Below are 19,855 nucleotides of genomic sequence, written 5' to 3'. Positions count from 1 at the left end.
TAAATAAACATCCTGAAAATTTTACCGTTGGTGATTTCTATTTCACCGACGGTATTTTTATTGAAATTTCACCAAATAACAGTTTCTTTTGGTCACCATTTATTTCCTGCACCAGTAGTCTCCCATCCGGGCAGATAGAAAGCGCTCTGGCACTTCTTACATTCTCGTTATCTATAATTGTAATGTCCTTCCCAGGAACAATATTATGCTTTACATACTCTTCTGACAACTTTAATTTCTGTGTTTCTGCAAGAAGATAATTTACAATCTGGGCAACCAGCCGATTCTTGTCAGCCTGGTTTGCCAATTGCTGAGTCTCATAGATTCCTCCAGCAACATCCAAAAGTTCTTCCGGAAACACACTCTCATCTACATATAAATTCAGTCCAATTCCTACAATTGCAAATTCTATATTCCCGCTCTCAAAATCCGTCACGGCTTCTGTAAGGATTCCGCAAACCTTGCGGTCACCCTTATATAGGTCATTCACCCACTTGATTCCAAGATCTACACCGCAGACTTCTTTTACTGCCTTATATACCGCAGTAGCTGCTGCCGTAGTGATCAGCAGGCTTCCTTCCAGGGTTCCCTGCGGCTCCAGAATAATACTGAGGTAGATTCCACTCCCCTTAGGTGAATAAAACTCCCGCCCTCTGCGACCTCTGCCAGCTGTCTGTTCTAATGCAACAACAAAAGATCCATGTCCAGCCTGTCCACTTACAGCCAGCTGTCTGGCTTCCAGATTGGTGGAACTTATCTCATCAAATATCTGTATTTCTACCTCCGGCACTTCCAAATAAAGCCGGATTCCCTCTGCTGAGATCAGATTGCTCTCCCTGGCCAGCATATATCCTTTATTCGGTCCGGCTTCAATAGGATAGCCTTCCTGCCTGAGACTATTCACTGCCTTCCACACGGCTGCCCGTGTGCAGGAAAGCTCTCTGCCAATATCCTCACCGGACAGGATTTCCCCTTTATGCTGCTCTAACAATTCCAAAAGTCTGGATTTAACCGTCATGCTTTTATCCTTCATAATTCTCCAGGGCTTTCTTTAAAAAGTCCCGGTATTCTTTTCGCACATTCTCCGGCGAAACCACTTTGACATCATTTCCAAGAGCTGCAAGCCATCCATAAAACTGGGTGCTTACATTCACTTGCACCCGGGTAACAGAGTGGTCACTGTCTCTGGACATAATCATAATATCCTGGCCAAAACGGTCGATCATGACCCCGACAAGATGATTTCCAAATTCCAGGGTGATATTCTCTTCCCGTCCTCCAAACATCCCAAAAGTACCAGAGACAAACCGGGCTTCATCAAATTTCCCAAAAAGTTCAGCTCCATTCCTGGTTTCCTTCTCCATGACAACTTTCAGCATTTTATCAACACGGTAATGCTTCACAATACCGCTCTTCTCATCAATTCCTACCAGATAATAATTCTCATCCTGCCAGAGCATCTGCCAGGGACTGATCTGATAGCGCGCCCCGTCCCTCTTTAAATGCCGTTCCTTGGACACTGTCCATTCTGTGTATTGAAAACTTATCTGTCTGTTCTGTGAAATTGCCCTGTGAATTTCATCCACATTATAGTAGATATTCTCGTTGGTATTCTTCACCTGATTCTGTACGATTACCTGCCGCTGCAGATCTCTGGCCTGATAATTACTGGTAAGATGCTCCAGCTTCTGAATCAACTGCCTGGATTTCCCAATAGTAAGAAACCTGGAAGACTGAACTGCGTCCACCAGCAGTTTTAATTCTGCAGTCTCGAATTCACGACTTGCAAGATAAAAGCCGGCTGGCCGCTCTCTGCGATTCACAATATCCATTCCAAATACACGCAGAGTCTCAATGTCATCATATATAGTCTTACGCTCTGCGTGAATCCCCAATCCCTCCAGATATGAAATCAGATCTCTCACACTCATGGGATGCGCCTCATCTGTCTTCTCTGAAAAAGCACGCATAAGATATAAAATTTTCAGTTTCTGCTGGAAAGATTTCGGCATATCCTTACTCCTATTTATCAGTCAATACTGCTACGACTCCAGAATATAATACCATAAAAGCAAATATAAGAGCAATAATATCAGCACCATGAAAATCATAATTGAATATCATGGCTCCACCTACCATAATCTCTAACGTGATAAAAAGTCCAAGCACCATTGCCATGCTTCCGGAAAACTTCCTGCCATGCTTCTCTTCCTGTGTATCATCCAAATACCCCTCTGCCAGAGCTGCCTTTCTGCTATTAATACTTTTTCCTGAATTCCACATAATATCTCCTCCGTTTCCCTAAAATACCATCCTCTGTTCGTTATGAAACGTATTCTCCGAGCACGTTTACCGAACATATATTCCGAACATGTTTTCTTTTATGTTCTCAGTCTATCATATGTTTGGTACTATAAAACGGCACGAATTGTATTTTTTCGAATGTTTGTTCGTTTTTTGATTTTGAAATTTCTTTTCATTCTATTTTCTGAAAAGATTTTATTCAATACAGAGAAAAATGAAAAACAGCGCAAAAAACCGCCTGATACGCTTTTTCCAAGCAATATCATGCGGTTTCCGCCATTGAACATTTAATTAGTATACATTTCCAGAGCGTAATTCCTTACATAAATCCTGCAAAGACAGAGGCTGCAATAACCGTCAGAAGCCCTGCTACAGCAATTGCAAGGCTACTCATCGCCCCTTCTACAGGTCCCATTTCCATTGCTTTGGCTGTTCCAATGGCATGGGCAGAGGTTCCAAGTGCCAGACCTTTTGCGATGGGTTCCTCGATTTTTGCAATCTTACAGACTGCTTCAGCGATCACATTCCCAAGTACACCGGTAATAATGATCACTGCAACTGTGATCGTCACAAGTCCCCCAAGCTCTTCCGATACACCCATTCCAATAGCTGTTGTAATGGATTTCGGAAGCAAGGTAACATACTCTGCATGGGAAAGTCCGAACAGTTTTGCAAAAATAAGAACACTTACCATACTTGCAAGCACACCGGAAACAATTCCGATAATGACGGCTTTCAGATTCTTACGAAGCAGTGTAAGCTGTCTGTAAAGAGGTACAGCCAGACATACGGTAGCCGGAGTAAGCAGATAACTGATATACTGGCCGCCGGCATTATAGGTCTTGTAGTCCACCTGCATAAGCTGAAGGACGCCCATCACACACAGAATCGCGATCAAAAGGGGATTGAACAAAGCCATCTTAAATTTTTTCTTTAATAAAAGCCCGACCTCATATCCAACAAGACTTAAGGCTGCCCCGAAAAACAGGGAATTTTCAATAACAGATATCATTTCTTCTCTTTCCTCCTGTCTTTTCTGATCACAAACTGGGTACTGCGTCCGGTAACAACCATTACAATAACCGTTGTCAGAATCGTGATGATCACAACAGGAAGCCAGATCGGCTGCAGATCCCCCCACGCTTCCAAAAGGCCAACCCCGGCCGGAACAAACATAACTGGCATGATCTCAACCAGAAAATCAGCTGCATCTTCCACCTGCTCAAGCTTCAGGATTCCACTTGTAAGTGCCCCGAGCATCAATACAAGACCATATACACTGGCCGGTACCGGAAGCGGCAGAAGGATATGCAGTCCTTCCCCTAACGCTGAAATCAGCAGAATAATACAAAATTGCCTTAGATACTTCACTTTCTGTCTTCCTCCTCGCTGTCTCCACAAAGAAGTTCATTTGCAATTTCCAGATATGGCTGAAGCTCTTCTAATGTAGCCCTGCCATTTCTTTTCATCTTCGTAACCCCTGGATATTGGGCCGGGATGGATCTTGTCATATTTCCGTCTCCGTAGATTTTTACCATATCTCCATTTTCCAAAGTATCCCCGGCGATCAATTTATCATTTTTGTTATAAATTCCCTCTTTCGGGATAGCTGCTTTGAAAACTGTTTTTTTATCCATATCTACGAATACCATTTCCTTCAGTACATCCCCGGCTTCCACGTAAATGGCACGGATAGCTTCTTTTTCAAGACGTGCCTCTTCCTGCTTATCAATCTGTGCCTGTCTGGCAACAAGATTCCAGAAAGAACCACCTACTACACCAAAGATTATCAGAAGAATGACAATTCCTACAATGAATTTCACATCGATTTCTTTTTTCTCCACTGCAAATCCTCATTTCTTTCATGGCATTTTTTCTTCTGCCTCATTATACCCTATCTTATTAAAATTTCAATGCAATCTTTCGACAATTCTGTCTCTGCTTTTCCTCATTTTTTCTACAAATAATTGCTACAAGACGATTTTTTAATTACTTCAATACCATTTTTTATTACTAAAAAACAATTTTTTTCACTTCAAAGCTGCCATTTTCCACTGTCATCACCGCCATCGTCACATCTCCTCCAAAACGGCTTCTCCCGCAGCTTCCAGGATTCAGCCATAGCCTTCCATCGATTTCTTTGCAAAAGTACTGATGGCTGTGTCCAAAGATCACCACCTTTGTATCTCCCAGTTCCCAGGCTACGTCTTTCCTGTCGTGAACCATAAAAAATTTCACATTTCCAACCTGAAACGACAGGCTTCTTCGCAGATTCTGCGCCCAGTAACCATCATTATTTCCCCTTACAACATATAATGCCCCCAGTGGTCTGAGGGCATCCAGAATCTCGGGTCTGTCTACATCTCCTGCATGAAAAATGCAGTCACAGCCTTTTAATATTTCCACAACTTCCGGTCTCAGAAGTCCATGGGTATCTGAAATAATTCCAATTCTTACAGACATATTTTTCCATATTCTCCATCAAATCCAGGTGTACAGATCACCTCTTTATTTCTCAGCTTCGCAATGCCGGAAGCAATCCTCTCGCTGCTTTCTTTCTCAATATCTTCAATGGGTATTTCCCTTAAAATCTGAAATTCGTTTCCCAGTTTCTGAAGCATTTTTTCGTATTCTCCAGTGACCGTTTTGGTCGTTACAGCCTTTCCGACACAGGCAGATATCACTTCCGGAAGAGGTACAATGCTCTCAAAAGGTCTGGCATTTTTCTTCACAAAACCACTTTTCCGGTCAGCCAGATCCAAGATCCGGTGATCGACTCCCATGGTCAGTTTCTTACCACAAACCGGACATTTCCCATGATACTTTTCCGCCTCTTCAGGGCTCAGACAGATATGGCATTTCCGGTGTCCGTCAAAGTGATATTTTCCTTCTTCCGGAAAAAATTCCAGGGTTCCCATAAGGCCTTTTCCGTACTGAATGGCTTCAAAAAGTCCATTATAAGACAGCTCAATATCCAGTAAATTCGCTTCCCTGCCAAGCTTTGACGGTGAATGTGCATCTGAATTTGAGATCAATTGAAGCCCATCAAGAGCAGATAACCGCCAGTTCATAGGCGGATCTGATGACAAGCCAGTCTCTACTGCATGAATATACGGCGTAAGGTCCTCAAAGCATTCCTCCATATTATCAAAGCCGGAAGCAGCTCCAAATAATCCAAAATGCGGTGTCCATATATGCGCAGGAACCAGCATCCCATCAGGACATTTTTCCAGTAAAATTTCCAGAAGGTCATGGCAGTCAAGTCCCAGAATCGGTCTTCCATCAGAATGGATATTGCCGATCGTACTAAGCTTTTTGGCCATCTTATCTGCGGCTTCAAGCCCTGGAAGAATCAGCACATTGTGTACCTTGCGGCACTTTCCATTCTTTTTATAAATGGAACTGATCTCCCCGGTAACCACAAAACGGGGTGCCTGCCTTTGAAGTGCCCTGGCTTCTTCCAGGACATATTCCTCCTTTAACCGGTAAAGCCCAGCTTCTGCCGGAGTCAGCTTTTCTTTTAGTTCTTCCCGCCAGGCAGGATGGGTAAAATCACCGGTTCCCACCAGGGAAATTCCCTTTTTTCTTGCCCAAAGGTCCAGATATTCCGGACAGCCAAGCTTACTGGTCGCCATGGAATATCTGGAATGAATGTGTAAATCTGCAATTATTTTCATTTTTTCTTCTTATACCAATTTGTGATCCATTTGCCTGCTGCTGTCAGATTACCTGATGTCCATTTGCTGGTCTTGCTGCAATTTGATTTAATAAGTGCAGAGCTTTCTGCTTTATTTGACAGACTCCATGCAAAATAACTGATCTTATTTTTGTCCAGGAAGGTCAGCCATTTTTTCGCTTCAGCTTTATCCAGTCCACCATTTCCAGAAGCATCACAAATACTGAACTCTGATACAAATAAAGGAAGTCCTTTATTGAGGGCAGTCTGGGCTTTATCCCTTAACCACTGCTTGTGTGTAGCAGCGTAGAAATGCAAGGTGTACATTACATTTTTCCTGTATTTCTTTGCAACCGGAGACAATGCCGCCTGGTCAACATCCTGTGACCAGTTCGGTGTTCCCACCAGGATCACAGCTTTTTTATCATAAGTACGAATGCCTTTTATGATTTTTTCTGCATATTTTTTGATCGTATTCCAGGAGGTTCCTCCATTCGGTTCGTTGCAGATTTCATAAATCACATTGGTATTATTCTTGTATTTTTTTGCCATTTTTTTGAAGAATTTTAATGACTGGCTCTGATACTGCTGGGGATTGCCATCACTTAAAATATGCCAGTCAATAATCACATACAGCCCTGCCTTTGTGGCATATTTTACCCCATTGTCAATGCAGGCTTCCAGCTTACGCTGATTAGCGGTATCGCCAGTACAATAGCCATTGTACTCTGCGGTGTACATAGCAAGTCGTACTGCATTTACTTTCCAGTTCTTCTTAATATAAGTGAATGCACTCTGATTCACATACTCCGGATACCAGGATAAACCATGTGTGCTTACGCCACGGAGCTGTACGGTTTTCCCGCTGCTGTTTACAAGCTTTGTACCTTTTACCTGCAGTCTTGGAAGCTTGGATGCCGCAGATACCGGCACGCAAAATGCGCATAAAAGCAGCATTACAAGAAGCACTCCCCACCATTTCTTTCCTTTTTCTTTCATGAAGATCCCTCCTCCATCAATTTCCAGCCATTGTCCTTTAACCATTTTTCTCTCTCCCGGTAGTCTGGAAGAATGGCTTCCACTTCTTTCCAGAATGCCTGGGAATGGTTCATCTCCTTGCGGTGGCAAAGCTCATGCACCACCACATAATCCAGCACTTCAGGCGGTGCCAGAATTAACAGCCAGTTAAAATTCAGATTGCCATTCGCCGCACAGCTCCCCCATCTTGTCTTCTGCTGCCGTAAAGTGATCCGCCCATAGCTTACCCCGATCTTATCAGCAAAATAAGCTACTCTTCTTGGAATTACCACACAGGCTTTGTTCTGCAGATGCTGCCTTTCCAATGCAGACAGCCTTTTTACATGTTCCTTTATCTCCTCTCTTTTTTCCATTTTTTCCAGATTTTTCAGAATCCATTCCTGCTTTTCCTCTACAAATTTACGGATTCTGGCATCCGATAAACGAATGGGCGCACGCACAATAATCCTGCCATCTGGCTTTATTTCCAGACTCATAGTCCTACGGCTGCTGCGAATGATCTGATAGGAAATATCCTGGTTCAGCATAAGATTTTCTCCATATATTCATTCATCTGCTGCTCCAGTAATTTCATCTTTTCCCTGGTGTCTTTATCCTTATAATCCAGTCTCTTTATGATTCTGGAAATATAATTCTCTTCCTTCATGATCTGCCATGTTTCTTTAAAATTCAGGTCGTAATATTGAACCACATAGGACACCCAGTAATCAACTGGTGTCACACGGTTCTCAGACAGAACGGACTCCTTTTTCATGCAGGCTTCCCATACTTTTGGTGATATTTTACCCTCACCAGCCTGCTCCTGACATACACCTATCATGGCCTCCACAGCTTCCTCCAGTTTCACTCTGCAGTTGTCCAGTTTATCTGCGTCACGGATCATTTTGGCATGAAAAAGAATCCTCTCATCCTGGATTCCTCCCAGTTTAAAATCACTGTGTCTGGCAATTGCCGTGCAAATGATCTCATCATATTTCCGATCATCCAGAAATCTGCGAATCAAAGGATGCTCCCCTTCGAATAATAATTCTGCCCCAAAAGCTGCATGATCCATGGTGTCTGGGGAAAAGCTGTCATAAAGCCTGATCTGCTCAAACCGCCCAATATCGTGCAGCAAGGCAATCAGCTCTGCCAGCTGCTGGTCTTCCTCATTCAGATGCATTCTGTGTCCGATTTCCCGGGCACTTTTTACAACACCGTAGGTGTGCACGATCTTTAATCTGATTTTCTCATCTTCCCGGTCATATTCATTTAAATATTCTTCAAAAACCTCTTTTGCGTGGTTAAAATCAATTTTCAACAGTCTGTTCCTCTTTCTTTTATTCCTTCATAAGTCTTTTTCTTATTATAAACCACCACTCTCTCTTTTCCAATAGAAGCCGGGGATTTTCGGAAATTTCTATATAATGTGGTAACTGTTCCAAGCGAAGCTTGTTGTGGCTTGCACACTTTTTTCCCATAACGTATAATATCGATGATACCAGGGGCAAAAGGTCAGAAATCCATTCGTGCCTGCACCATAAAGCTTTTGTCCCTAACCTCGTATGAATACAACATTCCTGGAAAGGGCCAAAAGACAATGACAGATAAAACACCTGACGTTTCACCAAATGTAGACGAAACCATGAAAGAACTGGAAACCCATGGTTCCTTTGAGCTGCCTGTTGAAACCTATACCGATAACTGCGAAATTTTCCGTTCTCTGTACAATCACTGGCATAAAGAGATGGAAATCATCTGCATTGACCAGGGAAGCGGTCTTGCCCGTCTGAACAGAGAGACCTTGCGGCTGAAAGAGGGAGATCTCCTGATCGTCAACAGCGGTGTCCTGCACGGAATCAAATCTGATTCCAGGCATATTTTATATTACAGAAGTGTGGTGTTTGATCTTAGTTTTCTGGCTGGTCCTGCAGGTGATCTTTGCCAGGAAAAAGTAATTTCCCTGCTTATGGAAAACCGTGCTGAGTTCACTCATTTAATCACTCCATCCCATGAAAATTACCACAATATTTTCCATCTTTTCTGTGAGATCCATAACTGTCACAGGGAAAAGCCGCCTTTTTATTATATGAAACTGAAGGGACTTTTCTATGGACTTTTCTATGAAATGCTGGCCGGAAATTACATTATCACAACCGACGCCGAACAGAACAGGAATCTTTTATCCATAAAAAAAGTACTGGATTATATCAGCGCCCATTACCGGGAGCCTTTGTCCGTGAAGGAATTATCCGGTCTTTCCAACTACAGTGAATTTTACTTTATGAAGCTATTCAAGCAATATACTGGAAAAACAGCGGCCGCATACCTGAATGATTACAGACTTGAGAAGGCGAAATCCCTGCTTTTGCACACAGATGCCTCCGTAACGGATATCGCACTGGATGTTGGCTTCAATAACACCAGCTATTTTATCAAAAAATTCCAGGAAGCCAACCAGTTATCCCCTCATAAATTTCGCAAAAAAATGTCATAACAGAACAGTTTTGTTGTATTTTTCTCATATCTGCATATGCTAATATAACACCATCAAAAGAAGGTAATACCCAACAGAATGTAGAACTGGATTGGAAAAGGACACACCATATGTGTCTTTGAAAGGAGAAATTTATGAAAGCTTTAGAAACTATGATTCAGGACATGTTCCACAAAGATTGCGCAGCATGTACAGACCAGGAAGTATACGAAGCACTTCTCACATATACCAAAGAACAGCTGGCCGCAAAAGGCTATCACGATGGAAAGAAAAAGATTTATTATATTTCCGCCGAATTTCTTATTGGAAAGCTGCTTTCCAATAATCTGATCAACCTCGGCATCTACGATCAGGTCGCAGAATTCTTAAAAGAAAACGGTAAGTCACTGGCAGAGATTGAATCTGTTGAGCCGGAGCCATCTCTTGGAAATGGCGGTCTTGGCCGTCTGGCAGCCTGCTTTTTGGACTCCATCGCAACCCTCGGATTGCCTGGTGAAGGTATCGGCCTGAACTATCATCTGGGACTTTTCAAACAGGTTTTTGAGGACAATCTCCAGCATGAAGTACCCAATCCGTGGATCACACCGGATTCCTGGCTGACCGCTACAGACGTGACTTACATGGTTCCTTTCAGAGGATTTTCCCTGAAATCTACCATGTATAATATTGATGTGGCAGGTTATGAAAACAAGGCCATCCGCCTTCGTCTTTTTGACATTGATCTGGCTGATGAGTCCATGGTTCATGACGGAATCACCTTTAATAAAAAAGATATTTTACACAACCTGACACTGTTCCTGTATCCGGACGACAGTGATGAGGATGGACGTAAGCTTCGTGTTTACCAGCAGTATTTTATGGTAAGCAATGCAGCCCAGCTCATCCTTGATGAAGCCATTTCCAAAGGAAGCAACCTTCATGACCTGGCTGATTATGCAGTTGTACAGATCAACGATACCCATCCAAGTATGATCATTCCAGAGTTTATCCGCCTCCTTGGAGAGCGTGGAATCGACTTTGATGAGGCAGCTGAAATCGTTTCCCATGTATGCGCTTACACCAACCATACCATCCTGGCTGAAGCGCTGGAAAAATGGCCGATCTACTATCTGGAAGACATTGTTCCGCAGCTGGTTCCGATCATCCGCAAGCTGGATGAAAAAGTAAAAGCCAAATATCCGGCTGAAAACCTTGCCATTATCGACAGCAATAATCTGGTTCATATGGCTCACATGGATATTCATTATGGATTCTCTATCAATGGTGTTGCAGCCCTTCATACAGAAATTCTGAAGAACTCTGAGCTGCATCAGTTTTATGAGATTTATCCTGAAAAATTCAATAATAAGACCAATGGTATCACCTTCCGCCGCTGGTTAATGTATTGTAACCAGCCACTTACCAGGTTTATTTCTTCTCTTATTGGAGATGGTTATAAGAAAAACGCAGATGAGCTGAAGAAGCTTCTTGCATACAAGGATGACCAGAAAGTTCTGGATCAGCTGCTTGCAATTAAAGCAGATGCCAAGAAGATCTGTAAGGATTTTGTACTGGAAAATACAGGTATCGAGATTGATGAGAACAGTGTATTTGATATTCAGATCAAGAGACTTCATGAGTACAAACGTCAGCAGCTGAATGCACTTTATATCATTTACAAGTATCTGGAGATCAAGGGCGGAAAGAAGCCGGAGAGACCGATTACCTTTATCTTTGGTGCAAAGGCAGCTCCTGCTTATTACATTGCAAAAGATATCATTCATCTGCTTCTGACTCTGGAATCTCTGATTCAGAATGATCCGGATGTTGCTCCTTACATGAAGCTTGTTATGGTAGAGAATTACAATGTCAGCGCTGCTGAGAAGCTGATTCCTGCCTGCGATATTTCCGAGCAGATTTCCCTTGCTTCCAAGGAGGCAAGTGGTACTGGTAACATGAAGTTTATGCTGAATGGTGCAGTTACTCTTGGTACTATGGATGGAGCCAACGTAGAGATCAGTGACCTGGTAGGCAAAGATAATATTTATATCTTTGGCGAATCCAGTGATGAAGTTATCAAGCATTATGAGAAGATGGATTATAATTCCAGAGCAATTTATGAGGGCGATGCTGATATTAAGAAATATGTGGATTTCATTGTCAGTGAGCCGATGCTGAAGCTTGGTAAAGAGGAGCATCTTAGAAACTTCTATAATGAGCTTCTCAATAAAGACTGGTTTATGACTCTGCTTGACCTTAAGGATTATATTAAAGTAAAAGATCAGGTGTTTGCGGATTATGAAGACCGCAACAGCTGGGCTAAAAAGATGCTGGTTAATATTGGGGAGGCTGGATTCTTCTCTTCTGACAGAACTATTGAGCAGTATAATAAGGATATCTGGCATTTGAATTAAAAAATGTGTGGAGGTGGACGCCAGCCAGGGGTGCTGCGTTACAGACAACGTTAAATTTGAGGATTTTGTTCCGCCGCCTATTGACAGCCCCGTATGCAAACTTGCCCTTTGGGCTCAGACAGTGCATACGGGGCTGTCGCTATGCTCACTAAATCCTCAAATTTAACTAACTGTCTGTAACGCAGCACCCCTGGCTGTCTGTTTACTCACATTACATAACTGCATCAACTGTTAAATCAACATATAAAATTAACATAATAACCTCCGTCAAATGCAAACAAAATATTTTTTTATAAATCATTATCTTTAAAATATTGCCAGTTGCAAAATGAGTATTTTCTAATTACAATGTATTCAAGAATATGGGTTCTAAAAATGTTCTGCAAAGCATAAGTCGAAGTACGCATATGAAATTGCGAAAATAATTTATTGCTTTATCCAGTCAGTAATTGCACCTTCATTGTTGACAATGCAATTACCGGCCAAATAGAATATTAAGCAGAAAACAGAAAGAGGAATAACAATATGACAAAAGAAGAACTTGCTCTTGAGGTAATAGATCGTTTAAAAAAGGAATACCCACTGGCGGACTGTACACTTGATTATGACGAAGCATGGAAGCTGCTGGTTAGTGTAAGATTGGCTGCACAGTGTACGGATGCGCGGGTCAATGTTGTCGTGCAGGATCTGTACAAAAAATTCCCGGATGTGGCTGCTCTTGCAGCTGCTACCCCGGAGGAAATTGAAGCTATTGTGAAGCCCTGTGGGCTTGGGAAAAGTAAGGCCAGGGATATCAGTGCATGTATGAAGATTCTCCATGAAAAGTATCAGGATAAGGTTCCATGTGATTTCGATGCATTGCTTGCCCTTCCAGGGGTTGGACGTAAAAGTGCCAATCTGATCATGGGGGATGTTTTTGGTAAACCAGCTATTGTCACGGATACCCATTGTATCCGCCTTACGAACCGGATCGGTCTTGTAGATAACCAGAAGGATCCAAAGAAGGTAGAAATGGCTTTATGGAAGATCATCCCGCCAGAAGAAGGAAATGATTTCTGCCACCGCCTTGTCAATCATGGACGGGAGGTCTGTACTGCCAGAACTGCACCTTATTGTGACAGGTGCTGTCTGGCTGATATCTGTGCCAGACATGGAGTTAAATAAGCATATATGAAAATTGATTTCCGCAAAATGAATGTTACAATTTATGGAAGATTGGGCCTTAAATGAAAATGTCGTAGCAGACTACGATAACCACTTCAGATAAAATATGCCACAAAGTGGAGCATACAGATTGCAAAAACGATTTTGTGGGCAGGTTTTAAAACCTGCCCACTATTTTTTTGAGACAAAACATAAATACTTTCTCAAATCCTACGCTCACAGCTATGATCACGATCGTCCAGGCAAACAAATCCGGCGTCTCCAGATATACCTTGGCTTTGTATAATTTTTCACCGATGGAACCGGTAGGAATGCCAATCACTTCTGCGGCAACGCCTGCTTTCCAGCAAAGTCCAAGTCCAAGCTTACAAGCTGTAACTGCGTAAGGCATAACCTGGGAAAGATAGACAAATTGTACCTTTTTCCAGGAACCGGCGCCAAAAGAATCTGCCATCTCCAGAAGCTGTCCGTCGGTCTGTCTCAGTCCCTCCAGAAGATTCGTATAAACCACTGGAAAGACCATCAAAAAAGAAATAAAAACAGATAGGTTCCGGGACGGGATCCAGATCAGGCACAAGATGATAAAAGAGGCAACCGGTGTAGCTTTGATCACCAGAATCAGCGGCTCCATCAATACTTCTACTGCAAAAAAGCAATAAGAAAGTGCTGCAAAAACTGTTCCCAGAATCAAGGCAAGTGAAAATCCAAGAATGATTCTCTCAAAACTAAATGCGACGGATTTCCAGAAATCCATTGTCCATACAAGTTCTGTAAGTCTTTTTACAACAGAAACAGGAGATGCCAGAAGGATCTCCTGTTTCAGCCACATACTGACCAGCTGCCATACCAGAATCCATACAGCAGCTGCCAGAATTTTATAAACTATCTGATGCTTTTTGTTCTCAGGAACGTTTGTAATAGAAGTCCTCATCTGGTAACTGGCCTCCGATGGTTTCCGGATTCTGTACATTTAATGTATTCAGATAACCAGAAAGAATGGTCTCCATTTCATCCCCTTCCATGAATACAATACTGCATTCCGGAATAGCTTTTGCGGCAACCTCAGCCGGAATGATATCATGGTCTCCAATGATCTGAGCAGCTGCATCCGGGTCAGAATTTACAAATTCCACAGAATCCTTATAGGCATCCATAAAAGCGTCTACATCTGCTTCATGTTCTTTCAGATAATCATTTCTCGCTACCACAACTCCTGTTACCAGTCTGCTTCCATCTGTTGCAGAAGACTCCCAGAGCTGGTTCAGATCAAGAGCAACCCGGAGATTTTCGTTTTTCATAAGTGCAGTTGTAACAAATGGCTGGGGAAGAAGTCCTACTGCAGTCTGATCTTCCGCAAGAGCTGCCACAACCTCTGCGTGTTCGGATTTGTACTCAATGGTCACATCTTTCTCAGGATCCACTCCATTGGCTTCCAGAACAGAATTCAAGGCATATTCCGGAGTAGCTCCTTTTCCACTTGCATAGATGGTTTTTCCCTTCAGATCTTCTACTGATGAAATGGAATCACCATTCTCCACAAGATAAAGGATTCCCAGTGTATTAACTGCAAGTACACTGATGTTTTTGTCTGTTTTCTGATATAAAACAGATGCAAGATTAGATGGAACTGCTGCCACATCAACCTGTCCCTGAACGATCATCGGTACGATCTCGTCTGGTGATGCAACAATGGAAAACTCATAATTTCCATCATCAAGAAGCTGTGCCATTCCCATGGCGGTAGGTCCTTTCATCGCCCCAACCTTCATCGCAGAAGAATCCGAGTCTGCTTCCTCTGCTACTGCTTCTTCATCTGATTCACTTCCTGTTGCCTCTGATTCTTCGTTCTCTTCCTGGGCAAATACAATATCCGCACCAGCAATGCTTCCAGTCAGTGTTACCACACCCAGTACTGCGGCCATAAGCCAGGATAATGTTTTTCTCTTCATAGGACTTTCCTTTCCGGATCTGATCTGAATCCAGTATATTCTACTGCCAGCTTATGCCGCAGCGACCACATATTTGTCCCTTGGATTTTCAGCAGAAAGGTTCACGACTTGTATTGTCTGAAGAAAAGTGTCAGGCTGTCTAACGCCTTGGCGAGAACAAGCGCTTCCTTCTCATCCAGTACATCCAGTACTGCATCTGTCATCTTGCGGTGAAATTCTGCATGATGATGATATGCTTTTCTACCCTTTAGTGTAAGATGAATAAATACCACACGGCGGTCCTGTTCGCTTCTCTCTCTTGTAGCGTAGCCCTTTTTTACCAGGCTGTTCATGGATGTAGTCAGGGAGCCTACGGTGATATTCAGCTTAGCGGCAATGTCGGACATTTTATTTCCGCCAAGGCCGACAGCCTCAATAATATGCATATCGTTATTGGTGATATCCTTATATTCTTCCGTAATGATCGCCTGTTCTTCCAGTTCCATGATCTCGTTAAACAGATGTACCAGCACATCGTTAATGACTTCCCTGTTCTCCACTCTTTTCTCTCCTAAACTGACATACTGCCAGATGACAGCAGCCCATTTTCAGTTACTGCTCGCTCCCGTTCGCAGCAACTATTTTTCTGCAAATTTTCCAAGCAAATATTTACGGTAAGTATATCACATTCCAGTGTATTTTTCTACATTTTTACAAATTTCTATAACGATTGTAACGCTTATTCAGTAATTTTTCCGAATCAAGAATTGTGTATGATTTCAGGAAATTATGGATCCTTTCTTTTAGGATATTCATTGTATCTGCCATATTTTCTCTGGTAAAAGGCATTTTTTCTGGTATTATCTGTTCAACAATCCCAAGTGCTTTCAGATCTTTTGCTGTCAGCTTCATCACCTGGGCAGCTTCCTTCGCCTTTGAGCTGTCTTTCCATAGGATTGAGGCAAAACCTTCGGGTGAAAGAATGGAATAAATGGAATTTTCCAGCATCCATACTTCATCTCCTACAGCAAGGGCAAGGGCACCACCACTTCCCCCTTCCCCGATGACAATAGAAAGCACAGGTACCTTAAGTCCTGACATTTCAAACAGATTTCTGGCAATTGCCTCGCCCTGTCCACGCTCTTCTGCCTCCACTCCGCAAAATGCGCCAGGAGTATCTACCAGACAGATCACAGGTCTTTTAAACTTCTCAGCCTGTTTCATAAGACGCAGGGATTTCCGATAGCCCTCCGGGGAAACCATGCCAAAATTATGCGCAATATTCTCCTTGGTGCCGTTTCCTTTTTCCTGTATGATTACAGTTACAGGTCTTTTATTAAAATATGCAATTCCTCCAATCATGGCTGGATCATCTCCGAAAAGGCGGTCACCATGAAGCTCCGTAAAATGGTCAAACAGACAGGGGATATAATCTTTCCCGGTAGGTCGTTCTTTGCTGCGGGCAAGCTGGACATGTTCCCATGCAGATTTTGTCTCGTTTATCTGCTTTTTTTCGAAGCTGCCCACCTGTTTTTTCCAAGTTTCAGTCCCATTGTCCACGGCATTTCCTGCTATATTTCCTACTACCGTTTCCTGCACATTTTCTACTTGATCTTCAATGGAATTTTCTATGCTTTCCGTTGTATTTACTTGCTTTCCTAACTCATTATCTTCGGATTTCAGACTAACTTCACAATGCATATTTAAGATTCGGGCCAGTATTCCCTTCATATCTTTCCGTTCCACGATCCGGTCTATAAATCCATGCTCCAGCAGAAATTCCGACCTTTGAAAACCTTTTGGAAGCTTCTGCCGGATCGTCTGCTCGATCACCCTGGGACCTGCAAAACCAATCAGCGCATTGGGTTCTGCCAGGATAATATCTCCCAGCATGGCAAAGCTGGCTGTCACTCCTCCAGTAGTAGGATTTGTAAGAACACTGACATAAAGAAGACCTGCATCACTATGTCTTTTTAATGCTGCAGAAGTCTTTGCCATCTGCATCAACGAAACAATTCCTTCCTGCATTCTGGCGCCTCCTGAGCAGGCAAAAAGCACTACCGGTAATCGTTCTTCGGTAGCTTTTTCCACCGCTCTGGCAATCTTTTCACCTACGTTTTCCCCCATGCTTGCCATGAGGAAACGACTGTCGCACACTCCTAAAACAGCTTCTGTACCACCAATTTTCCCTTTTCCAGTAACAATTGCTTCATTAAGTCCGGTCTTTTCCTGAAGCTTCTTTAACTTGTCCTCGTAGCCTTTATAGGACAATGGATTGCTTGCCGGCATCACCTTATCCCACTCTTCAAAGGTTCCCTCATCTACGATCATTTCGATTCTGCGCCTTGCATGAACCCTGAAATAATTACCACAATGGGGACAGATATAATCATTCTTTTTTACCTCATCCACAAACACAGCCGCCTTGCAGGCATTGCATTTTTTCAACATTCCATCCGGTACTTCCGGTTTTATCTGCCGTTCTTCGCCAGTCTGTGAACTTGCAATTGTACGTTTAAAAGCATATCTAAGCTTCATTTACTTTCACTCCTCCGATCTGGTGACTTTCCAGAAAGCCGATGTCAAACTCGCCCTTCTGATAGTCCGGATCGTTCATGATTTCAAACTGATAATCAATATTTGTGTCTATCCCCTGGATGATCATTTCCCCAAGAGCACTCTTCATTTTCGCGATTGCTTCCTCACGGTTTTTGCCGTGTACGATCAGTTTGGCAAGCATGGAATCGTAATAAGGGGGAATCTGGTAGCCACTGTAAATGCCTGTATCCACCCGGATTCCCTGTCCTCCGGGAAGGTGCAGATCCGTAATCATTCCCGGCGATGGACGGAAATTTTTCCATGGATTTTCCGCATTGATCCGGCACTCGATAGCATGGCCTTGAAGCTTAATATCTTCCTGGGAAAAGGATAAAGGCTCACCTGAGGCAATCTTCAACTGCTCCTTTACCAGATCCAGGCCTGTGACCCATTCCGTTACCGGATGCTCTACCTGGATACGGGTATTCATCTCCATAAAATAGAATTTCCCTGTTTTTTCCAAAAGAAATTCTATGGTTCCTGCGTTTACATAATGTGCTGCTTTTGCTGCTTTTACAGCAGCATCTCCCATTCTTTTACGCAGCTCATCCGATACTGCCATGGACGGGGATTCCTCTATCATTTTCTGATGATTACGCTGGATTGAACAATCACGCTCCCCAAGGTGTACCACATTTCCCCGACTGTCAGCAAGGATCTGAAATTCAATATGTCTGGGATGTTCTACAAAGTGTTCAATATACATGGTTCCATCCCCAAACGCAATCTGTGCTTCCTTTTGCGCAGTAAGAAATGCCAGCTCAAATTCCTTTTCGGAAAAGGCTGTCCGCATTCCCTTTCCTCCGCCTCCAAGTGCTGCTTTTATGATTACCGGGTAGCCAATTCTGGCTGCTTCCCGGGCACCTGTAGCAGCATCCAAAATAGCTTCTGTACTGCCTGGAATCACAGGTACTCCCGCTGCTTCCATGGTGTTCCTTGCAATCTGTTTATTTCCAAGATTCTGTATTACCTGGGATGGTGGACCTACGAAAGTAATATTACATTGCTCACAAATCTGTGCAAATCTGGCATTTTCTGATAAAAATCCGAAACCTGGATGTATGGCATCTGCGCCGGATACCATTGCCGCACTGATGATACGTTCCATATTCAGATAACTTTCGGCAGAAGCACCAGGTCCGATACAGATTGCTTCATCTGCAAGCTGTGTGTGCAGGCTTTCTTTGTCAGCTTCTGAATAAACAGCAACTGCCTCAATCCCCATTTCCCGGCATGCCCGGATAATTCTCACTGCAATTTCCCCGCGATTGGCAATTAATAACTTTCTGATCATATCCATATCCTTTCAGGCTCTAACCCACCATAAAAGTAAGCTCTGCCTTCACTACAACTTTTCCATCTACGGTTGCAACAGCCTGCCCCACACCCATGGGACCTTTTTGTTTTATGACTCTCATTTCCAGCTTCAGCTTGTCACCTGGCTGCACTTTTCCCTTGAAACGACATTTGTCAATTCCACCAAAATATGCGATCTTTCCTTTGTTTTCAGGCTTGGAAAGAATGGCAACCGCCCCAGTCTGAGCCAGTGCTTCTACGATCAGGACACCCGGCATTACTGGCTCCTGTGGGAAGTGTCCCTTAAAAAAGTCTTCACGGAAGGTCACACATTTGTAGCCTACTGCAAACTCTCCCGGCTCATAATCTTCAATATAATCAATCAAAAGAAAGGGGTGACGGTGAGGAAGAATTTCCTCAATCTGTTTTATGTTTAAATGATTCATTTTTCTCTCAGCTCCATCAAAGAATAATAAACAATGGCTGGCCGTACTCCACAGGCTGTCCATTTTCTACCAGAATTTCTGCAATCTCCCCATCGAAATCGCTCTCAATATCATTCATCAGTTTCATTGCTTCTACAATGGCAAGAACCTGTCCTTTTTTTACTTTATCCCCTACTTTTACAAAAGCAGGTGCATCCTCAGAGGGTGCTGCATAAAAGGTTCCTACAAGAGGGGATTTTACAATATTTCCAGATGGCACAGGCTGTAATTCCGAAACAATTTTTCCGTTATGATCTGCTGATATTGTATGCTTACTGAAATCCTTTTGAGCTTCGTTTTTTCTCTCATCACATGCTGCTTCTTCATGACTTACCTTCATTCCTGACAGAGCGTTTTCCTGCTGCATTCCTGGCAGGATTACAGGCGCAATTTTGTTATTTAAGGTAAGTTTTATTCCCTCACTTTCATAACAAAATGACTCCAGACGGGAATCAGATACATGATCGATCAGACTCAAAATCTGTTCAAATTCCATT

At 43.0% G+C, this 19,855-nt stretch carries 20 protein-coding genes and 1 pseudogene; 3 read left to right on the top strand and 18 right to left on the bottom strand.

Going from position 1 to position 19,855, the window contains the following annotated elements; genetic code table 11:
- Nucleotides 1–37: 37 nt before the first annotated feature.
- The 11 genes and pseudogenes from ACTQWB_RS16465 to ACTQWB_RS16415 form a co-directional block, all read right to left on the bottom strand.
- Nucleotides 38–1,033: a biotin--[acetyl-CoA-carboxylase] ligase gene (locus ACTQWB_RS16465; RefSeq protein WP_441502518.1), complete on the bottom strand. Its 996-nt coding sequence runs from the start codon at nucleotides 1,031–1,033 to the stop codon at nucleotides 38–40.
- Nucleotides 1,023–2,012 (bottom strand): helix-turn-helix transcriptional regulator, encoded by a 990-nt coding sequence (locus ACTQWB_RS16460; RefSeq protein ID WP_441502517.1) that lies wholly within the window; start codon nucleotides 2,010–2,012, stop codon nucleotides 1,023–1,025. Before ACTQWB_RS16460 ends, ACTQWB_RS16465 begins: the two co-directional genes overlap by 11 nt.
- A gap of 10 nt (nucleotides 2,013–2,022) precedes the next feature.
- Entirely contained in the window at nucleotides 2,023–2,283 is a 261-nt protein-coding gene (locus ACTQWB_RS16455; protein WP_441502516.1) for a hypothetical protein, read from the bottom strand.
- A 340-nt stretch (nucleotides 2,284–2,623) separates the two neighbouring features.
- Nucleotides 2,624–3,316, bottom strand: coding sequence for an LrgB family protein (locus ACTQWB_RS16450; RefSeq protein WP_441502515.1), 693 nt, complete (start codon nucleotides 3,314–3,316; stop codon nucleotides 2,624–2,626).
- Entirely contained in the window at nucleotides 3,313–3,675 is a 363-nt protein-coding gene (locus ACTQWB_RS16445) for a CidA/LrgA family protein (RefSeq protein ID WP_441502514.1), read from the bottom strand. The genes ACTQWB_RS16450 and ACTQWB_RS16445 overlap by 4 nt, the downstream gene beginning before the upstream one ends.
- Nucleotides 3,672–4,148 (bottom strand): hypothetical protein, encoded by a 477-nt coding sequence (locus ACTQWB_RS16440; protein WP_441502513.1) that lies wholly within the window; start codon nucleotides 4,146–4,148, stop codon nucleotides 3,672–3,674. Before ACTQWB_RS16440 ends, ACTQWB_RS16445 begins: the two co-directional genes overlap by 4 nt.
- A gap of 169 nt (nucleotides 4,149–4,317) precedes the next feature.
- Nucleotides 4,318–4,767: a metallophosphoesterase family protein gene (locus ACTQWB_RS16435; RefSeq protein WP_441502512.1), complete on the bottom strand. Its 450-nt coding sequence runs from the start codon at nucleotides 4,765–4,767 to the stop codon at nucleotides 4,318–4,320.
- Nucleotides 4,761–5,981: pseudogene (locus ACTQWB_RS16430) on the bottom strand (endonuclease Q family protein); the annotation flags it as partial. The gene ACTQWB_RS16435 and the pseudogene ACTQWB_RS16430, both read right to left, overlap by 7 nt.
- A complete protein-coding gene (locus tag ACTQWB_RS16425; protein ID WP_441502511.1) occupies nucleotides 5,978–6,979 on the bottom strand; it encodes a glycoside hydrolase family 5 protein in 1,002 nt (333 codons plus the stop codon). The pseudogene ACTQWB_RS16430 and the gene ACTQWB_RS16425, both read right to left, overlap by 4 nt.
- Complete coding sequence (locus ACTQWB_RS16420) at nucleotides 6,976–7,545, bottom strand: M48 family metallopeptidase (protein ID WP_441502510.1); 570 nt, start codon at nucleotides 7,543–7,545, stop codon at nucleotides 6,976–6,978. The genes ACTQWB_RS16425 and ACTQWB_RS16420 overlap by 4 nt, the downstream gene beginning before the upstream one ends.
- On the bottom strand, nucleotides 7,539–8,312 hold the full coding sequence (locus ACTQWB_RS16415) for an HD domain-containing protein (RefSeq protein WP_441502585.1): 774 nt from the start codon (nucleotides 8,310–8,312) through the stop codon (nucleotides 7,539–7,541). Before ACTQWB_RS16415 ends, ACTQWB_RS16420 begins: the two co-directional genes overlap by 7 nt.
- A 285-nt stretch (nucleotides 8,313–8,597) precedes the next feature.
- On the opposite strand from ACTQWB_RS16415, the gene ACTQWB_RS16410 reads away from it, so the two are divergent.
- From ACTQWB_RS16410 to ACTQWB_RS16400, 3 genes are all read left to right on the top strand, one after another.
- On the top strand, nucleotides 8,598–9,494 hold the full coding sequence (locus ACTQWB_RS16410) for an AraC family transcriptional regulator (RefSeq protein WP_441502509.1): 897 nt from the start codon (nucleotides 8,598–8,600) through the stop codon (nucleotides 9,492–9,494).
- Nucleotides 9,495–9,628: 134 nt separating this feature from the next.
- Entirely contained in the window at nucleotides 9,629–11,887 is a 2,259-nt protein-coding gene (locus ACTQWB_RS16405) for a glycogen/starch/alpha-glucan phosphorylase (RefSeq protein WP_441502508.1), read from the top strand.
- Nucleotides 11,888–12,412: 525 nt separating this feature from the next.
- Nucleotides 12,413–13,051 carry an endonuclease III domain-containing protein gene (locus ACTQWB_RS16400; protein WP_441502507.1) on the top strand — a complete coding sequence of 213 codons (639 nt, stop codon included), beginning with the start codon at nucleotides 12,413–12,415 and terminating at the stop codon, nucleotides 13,049–13,051.
- Between the two features lie 157 nt (nucleotides 13,052–13,208).
- Here the strand turns inward: ACTQWB_RS16400 and ACTQWB_RS16395 are convergent, their stop codons facing one another.
- From ACTQWB_RS16395 to accB, 7 genes are all read right to left on the bottom strand, one after another.
- Nucleotides 13,209–13,982: an ABC transporter permease gene (locus ACTQWB_RS16395; RefSeq protein ID WP_441502506.1), complete on the bottom strand. Its 774-nt coding sequence runs from the start codon at nucleotides 13,980–13,982 to the stop codon at nucleotides 13,209–13,211.
- On the bottom strand, nucleotides 13,954–15,000 hold the full coding sequence (locus ACTQWB_RS16390) for an ABC transporter substrate-binding protein (protein WP_441502505.1): 1,047 nt from the start codon (nucleotides 14,998–15,000) through the stop codon (nucleotides 13,954–13,956). The genes ACTQWB_RS16395 and ACTQWB_RS16390 overlap by 29 nt, the downstream gene beginning before the upstream one ends.
- 101 nt (nucleotides 15,001–15,101) lie before the next feature.
- Nucleotides 15,102–15,539: a MarR family winged helix-turn-helix transcriptional regulator gene (locus ACTQWB_RS16385; protein WP_330602502.1), complete on the bottom strand. Its 438-nt coding sequence runs from the start codon at nucleotides 15,537–15,539 to the stop codon at nucleotides 15,102–15,104.
- 151 nt (nucleotides 15,540–15,690) lie between these two features.
- Nucleotides 15,691–17,517, bottom strand: coding sequence for an acetyl-CoA carboxylase carboxyltransferase subunit alpha (locus ACTQWB_RS16380; RefSeq protein ID WP_441502504.1), 1,827 nt, complete (start codon nucleotides 17,515–17,517; stop codon nucleotides 15,691–15,693).
- Nucleotides 17,507–18,871, bottom strand: a complete 1,365-nt coding sequence (locus ACTQWB_RS16375) for an acetyl-CoA carboxylase biotin carboxylase subunit (RefSeq protein WP_441502503.1) — start codon at nucleotides 18,869–18,871, stop codon at nucleotides 17,507–17,509. The genes ACTQWB_RS16380 and ACTQWB_RS16375 overlap by 11 nt, the downstream gene beginning before the upstream one ends.
- Nucleotides 18,872–18,890: 19 nt before the next feature.
- Entirely contained in the window at nucleotides 18,891–19,319 is a 429-nt protein-coding gene (gene fabZ, locus ACTQWB_RS16370) for a 3-hydroxyacyl-ACP dehydratase FabZ (RefSeq protein WP_441502502.1), read from the bottom strand.
- Between the two features lie 16 nt (nucleotides 19,320–19,335).
- On the bottom strand, nucleotides 19,336–19,854 hold the full coding sequence (accB, locus tag ACTQWB_RS16365) for an acetyl-CoA carboxylase biotin carboxyl carrier protein (RefSeq protein WP_441502501.1): 519 nt from the start codon (nucleotides 19,852–19,854) through the stop codon (nucleotides 19,336–19,338).
- Nucleotide 19,855 lies beyond the last annotated feature (1 nt).

The sequence above is a fragment of the Blautia sp. HCP3S3_H10_2 genome (genome assembly GCF_052122375.1).
Taxonomy (GTDB): domain Bacteria; phylum Bacillota; class Clostridia; order Lachnospirales; family Lachnospiraceae; genus Blautia_A.
The sequence above is the reverse complement of the archived record's forward strand: the minus strand, read 5'-3'. Positions and strand labels throughout refer to the sequence as shown.

Coding starts and splice junctions, on each gene's coding strand:
- ACTQWB_RS16465 (WP_441502518.1), bottom strand. CDS start 1,033: ATGAAGGATAAAAGCATGACGGTTAAATCCAGACTTTTGGAATTGTTA.
- ACTQWB_RS16460 (WP_441502517.1), bottom strand. CDS start 2,012: ATGCCGAAATCTTTCCAGCAGAAACTGAAAATTTTATATCTTATGCGT.
- ACTQWB_RS16455 (WP_441502516.1), bottom strand. CDS start 2,283: ATGTGGAATTCAGGAAAAAGTATTAATAGCAGAAAGGCAGCTCTGGCA.
- ACTQWB_RS16450 (WP_441502515.1), bottom strand. CDS start 3,316: ATGATATCTGTTATTGAAAATTCCCTGTTTTTCGGGGCAGCCTTAAGT.
- ACTQWB_RS16435 (WP_441502512.1), bottom strand. CDS start 4,767: ATGTCTGTAAGAATTGGAATTATTTCAGATACCCATGGACTTCTGAGA.
- ACTQWB_RS16425 (WP_441502511.1), bottom strand. CDS start 6,979: ATGAAAGAAAAAGGAAAGAAATGGTGGGGAGTGCTTCTTGTAATGCTG.
- ACTQWB_RS16420 (WP_441502510.1), bottom strand. CDS start 7,545: ATGCTGAACCAGGATATTTCCTATCAGATCATTCGCAGCAGCCGTAGG.
- ACTQWB_RS16410 (WP_441502509.1), top strand. CDS start 8,598: ATGACAGATAAAACACCTGACGTTTCACCAAATGTAGACGAAACCATG.
- ACTQWB_RS16405 (WP_441502508.1), top strand. CDS start 9,629: ATGAAAGCTTTAGAAACTATGATTCAGGACATGTTCCACAAAGATTGC.
- ACTQWB_RS16400 (WP_441502507.1), top strand. CDS start 12,413: ATGACAAAAGAAGAACTTGCTCTTGAGGTAATAGATCGTTTAAAAAAG.
- ACTQWB_RS16395 (WP_441502506.1), bottom strand. CDS start 13,982: ATGAGGACTTCTATTACAAACGTTCCTGAGAACAAAAAGCATCAGATA.
- ACTQWB_RS16390 (WP_441502505.1), bottom strand. CDS start 15,000: ATGAAGAGAAAAACATTATCCTGGCTTATGGCCGCAGTACTGGGTGTG.
- ACTQWB_RS16380 (WP_441502504.1), bottom strand. CDS start 17,517: ATGAAGCTTAGATATGCTTTTAAACGTACAATTGCAAGTTCACAGACT.
- ACTQWB_RS16375 (WP_441502503.1), bottom strand. CDS start 18,871: ATGATCAGAAAGTTATTAATTGCCAATCGCGGGGAAATTGCAGTGAGA.
- fabZ (WP_441502502.1), bottom strand. CDS start 19,319: ATGAATCATTTAAACATAAAACAGATTGAGGAAATTCTTCCTCACCGT.
- accB (WP_441502501.1), bottom strand. CDS start 19,854: ATGGAATTTGAACAGATTTTGAGTCTGATCGATCATGTATCTGATTCC.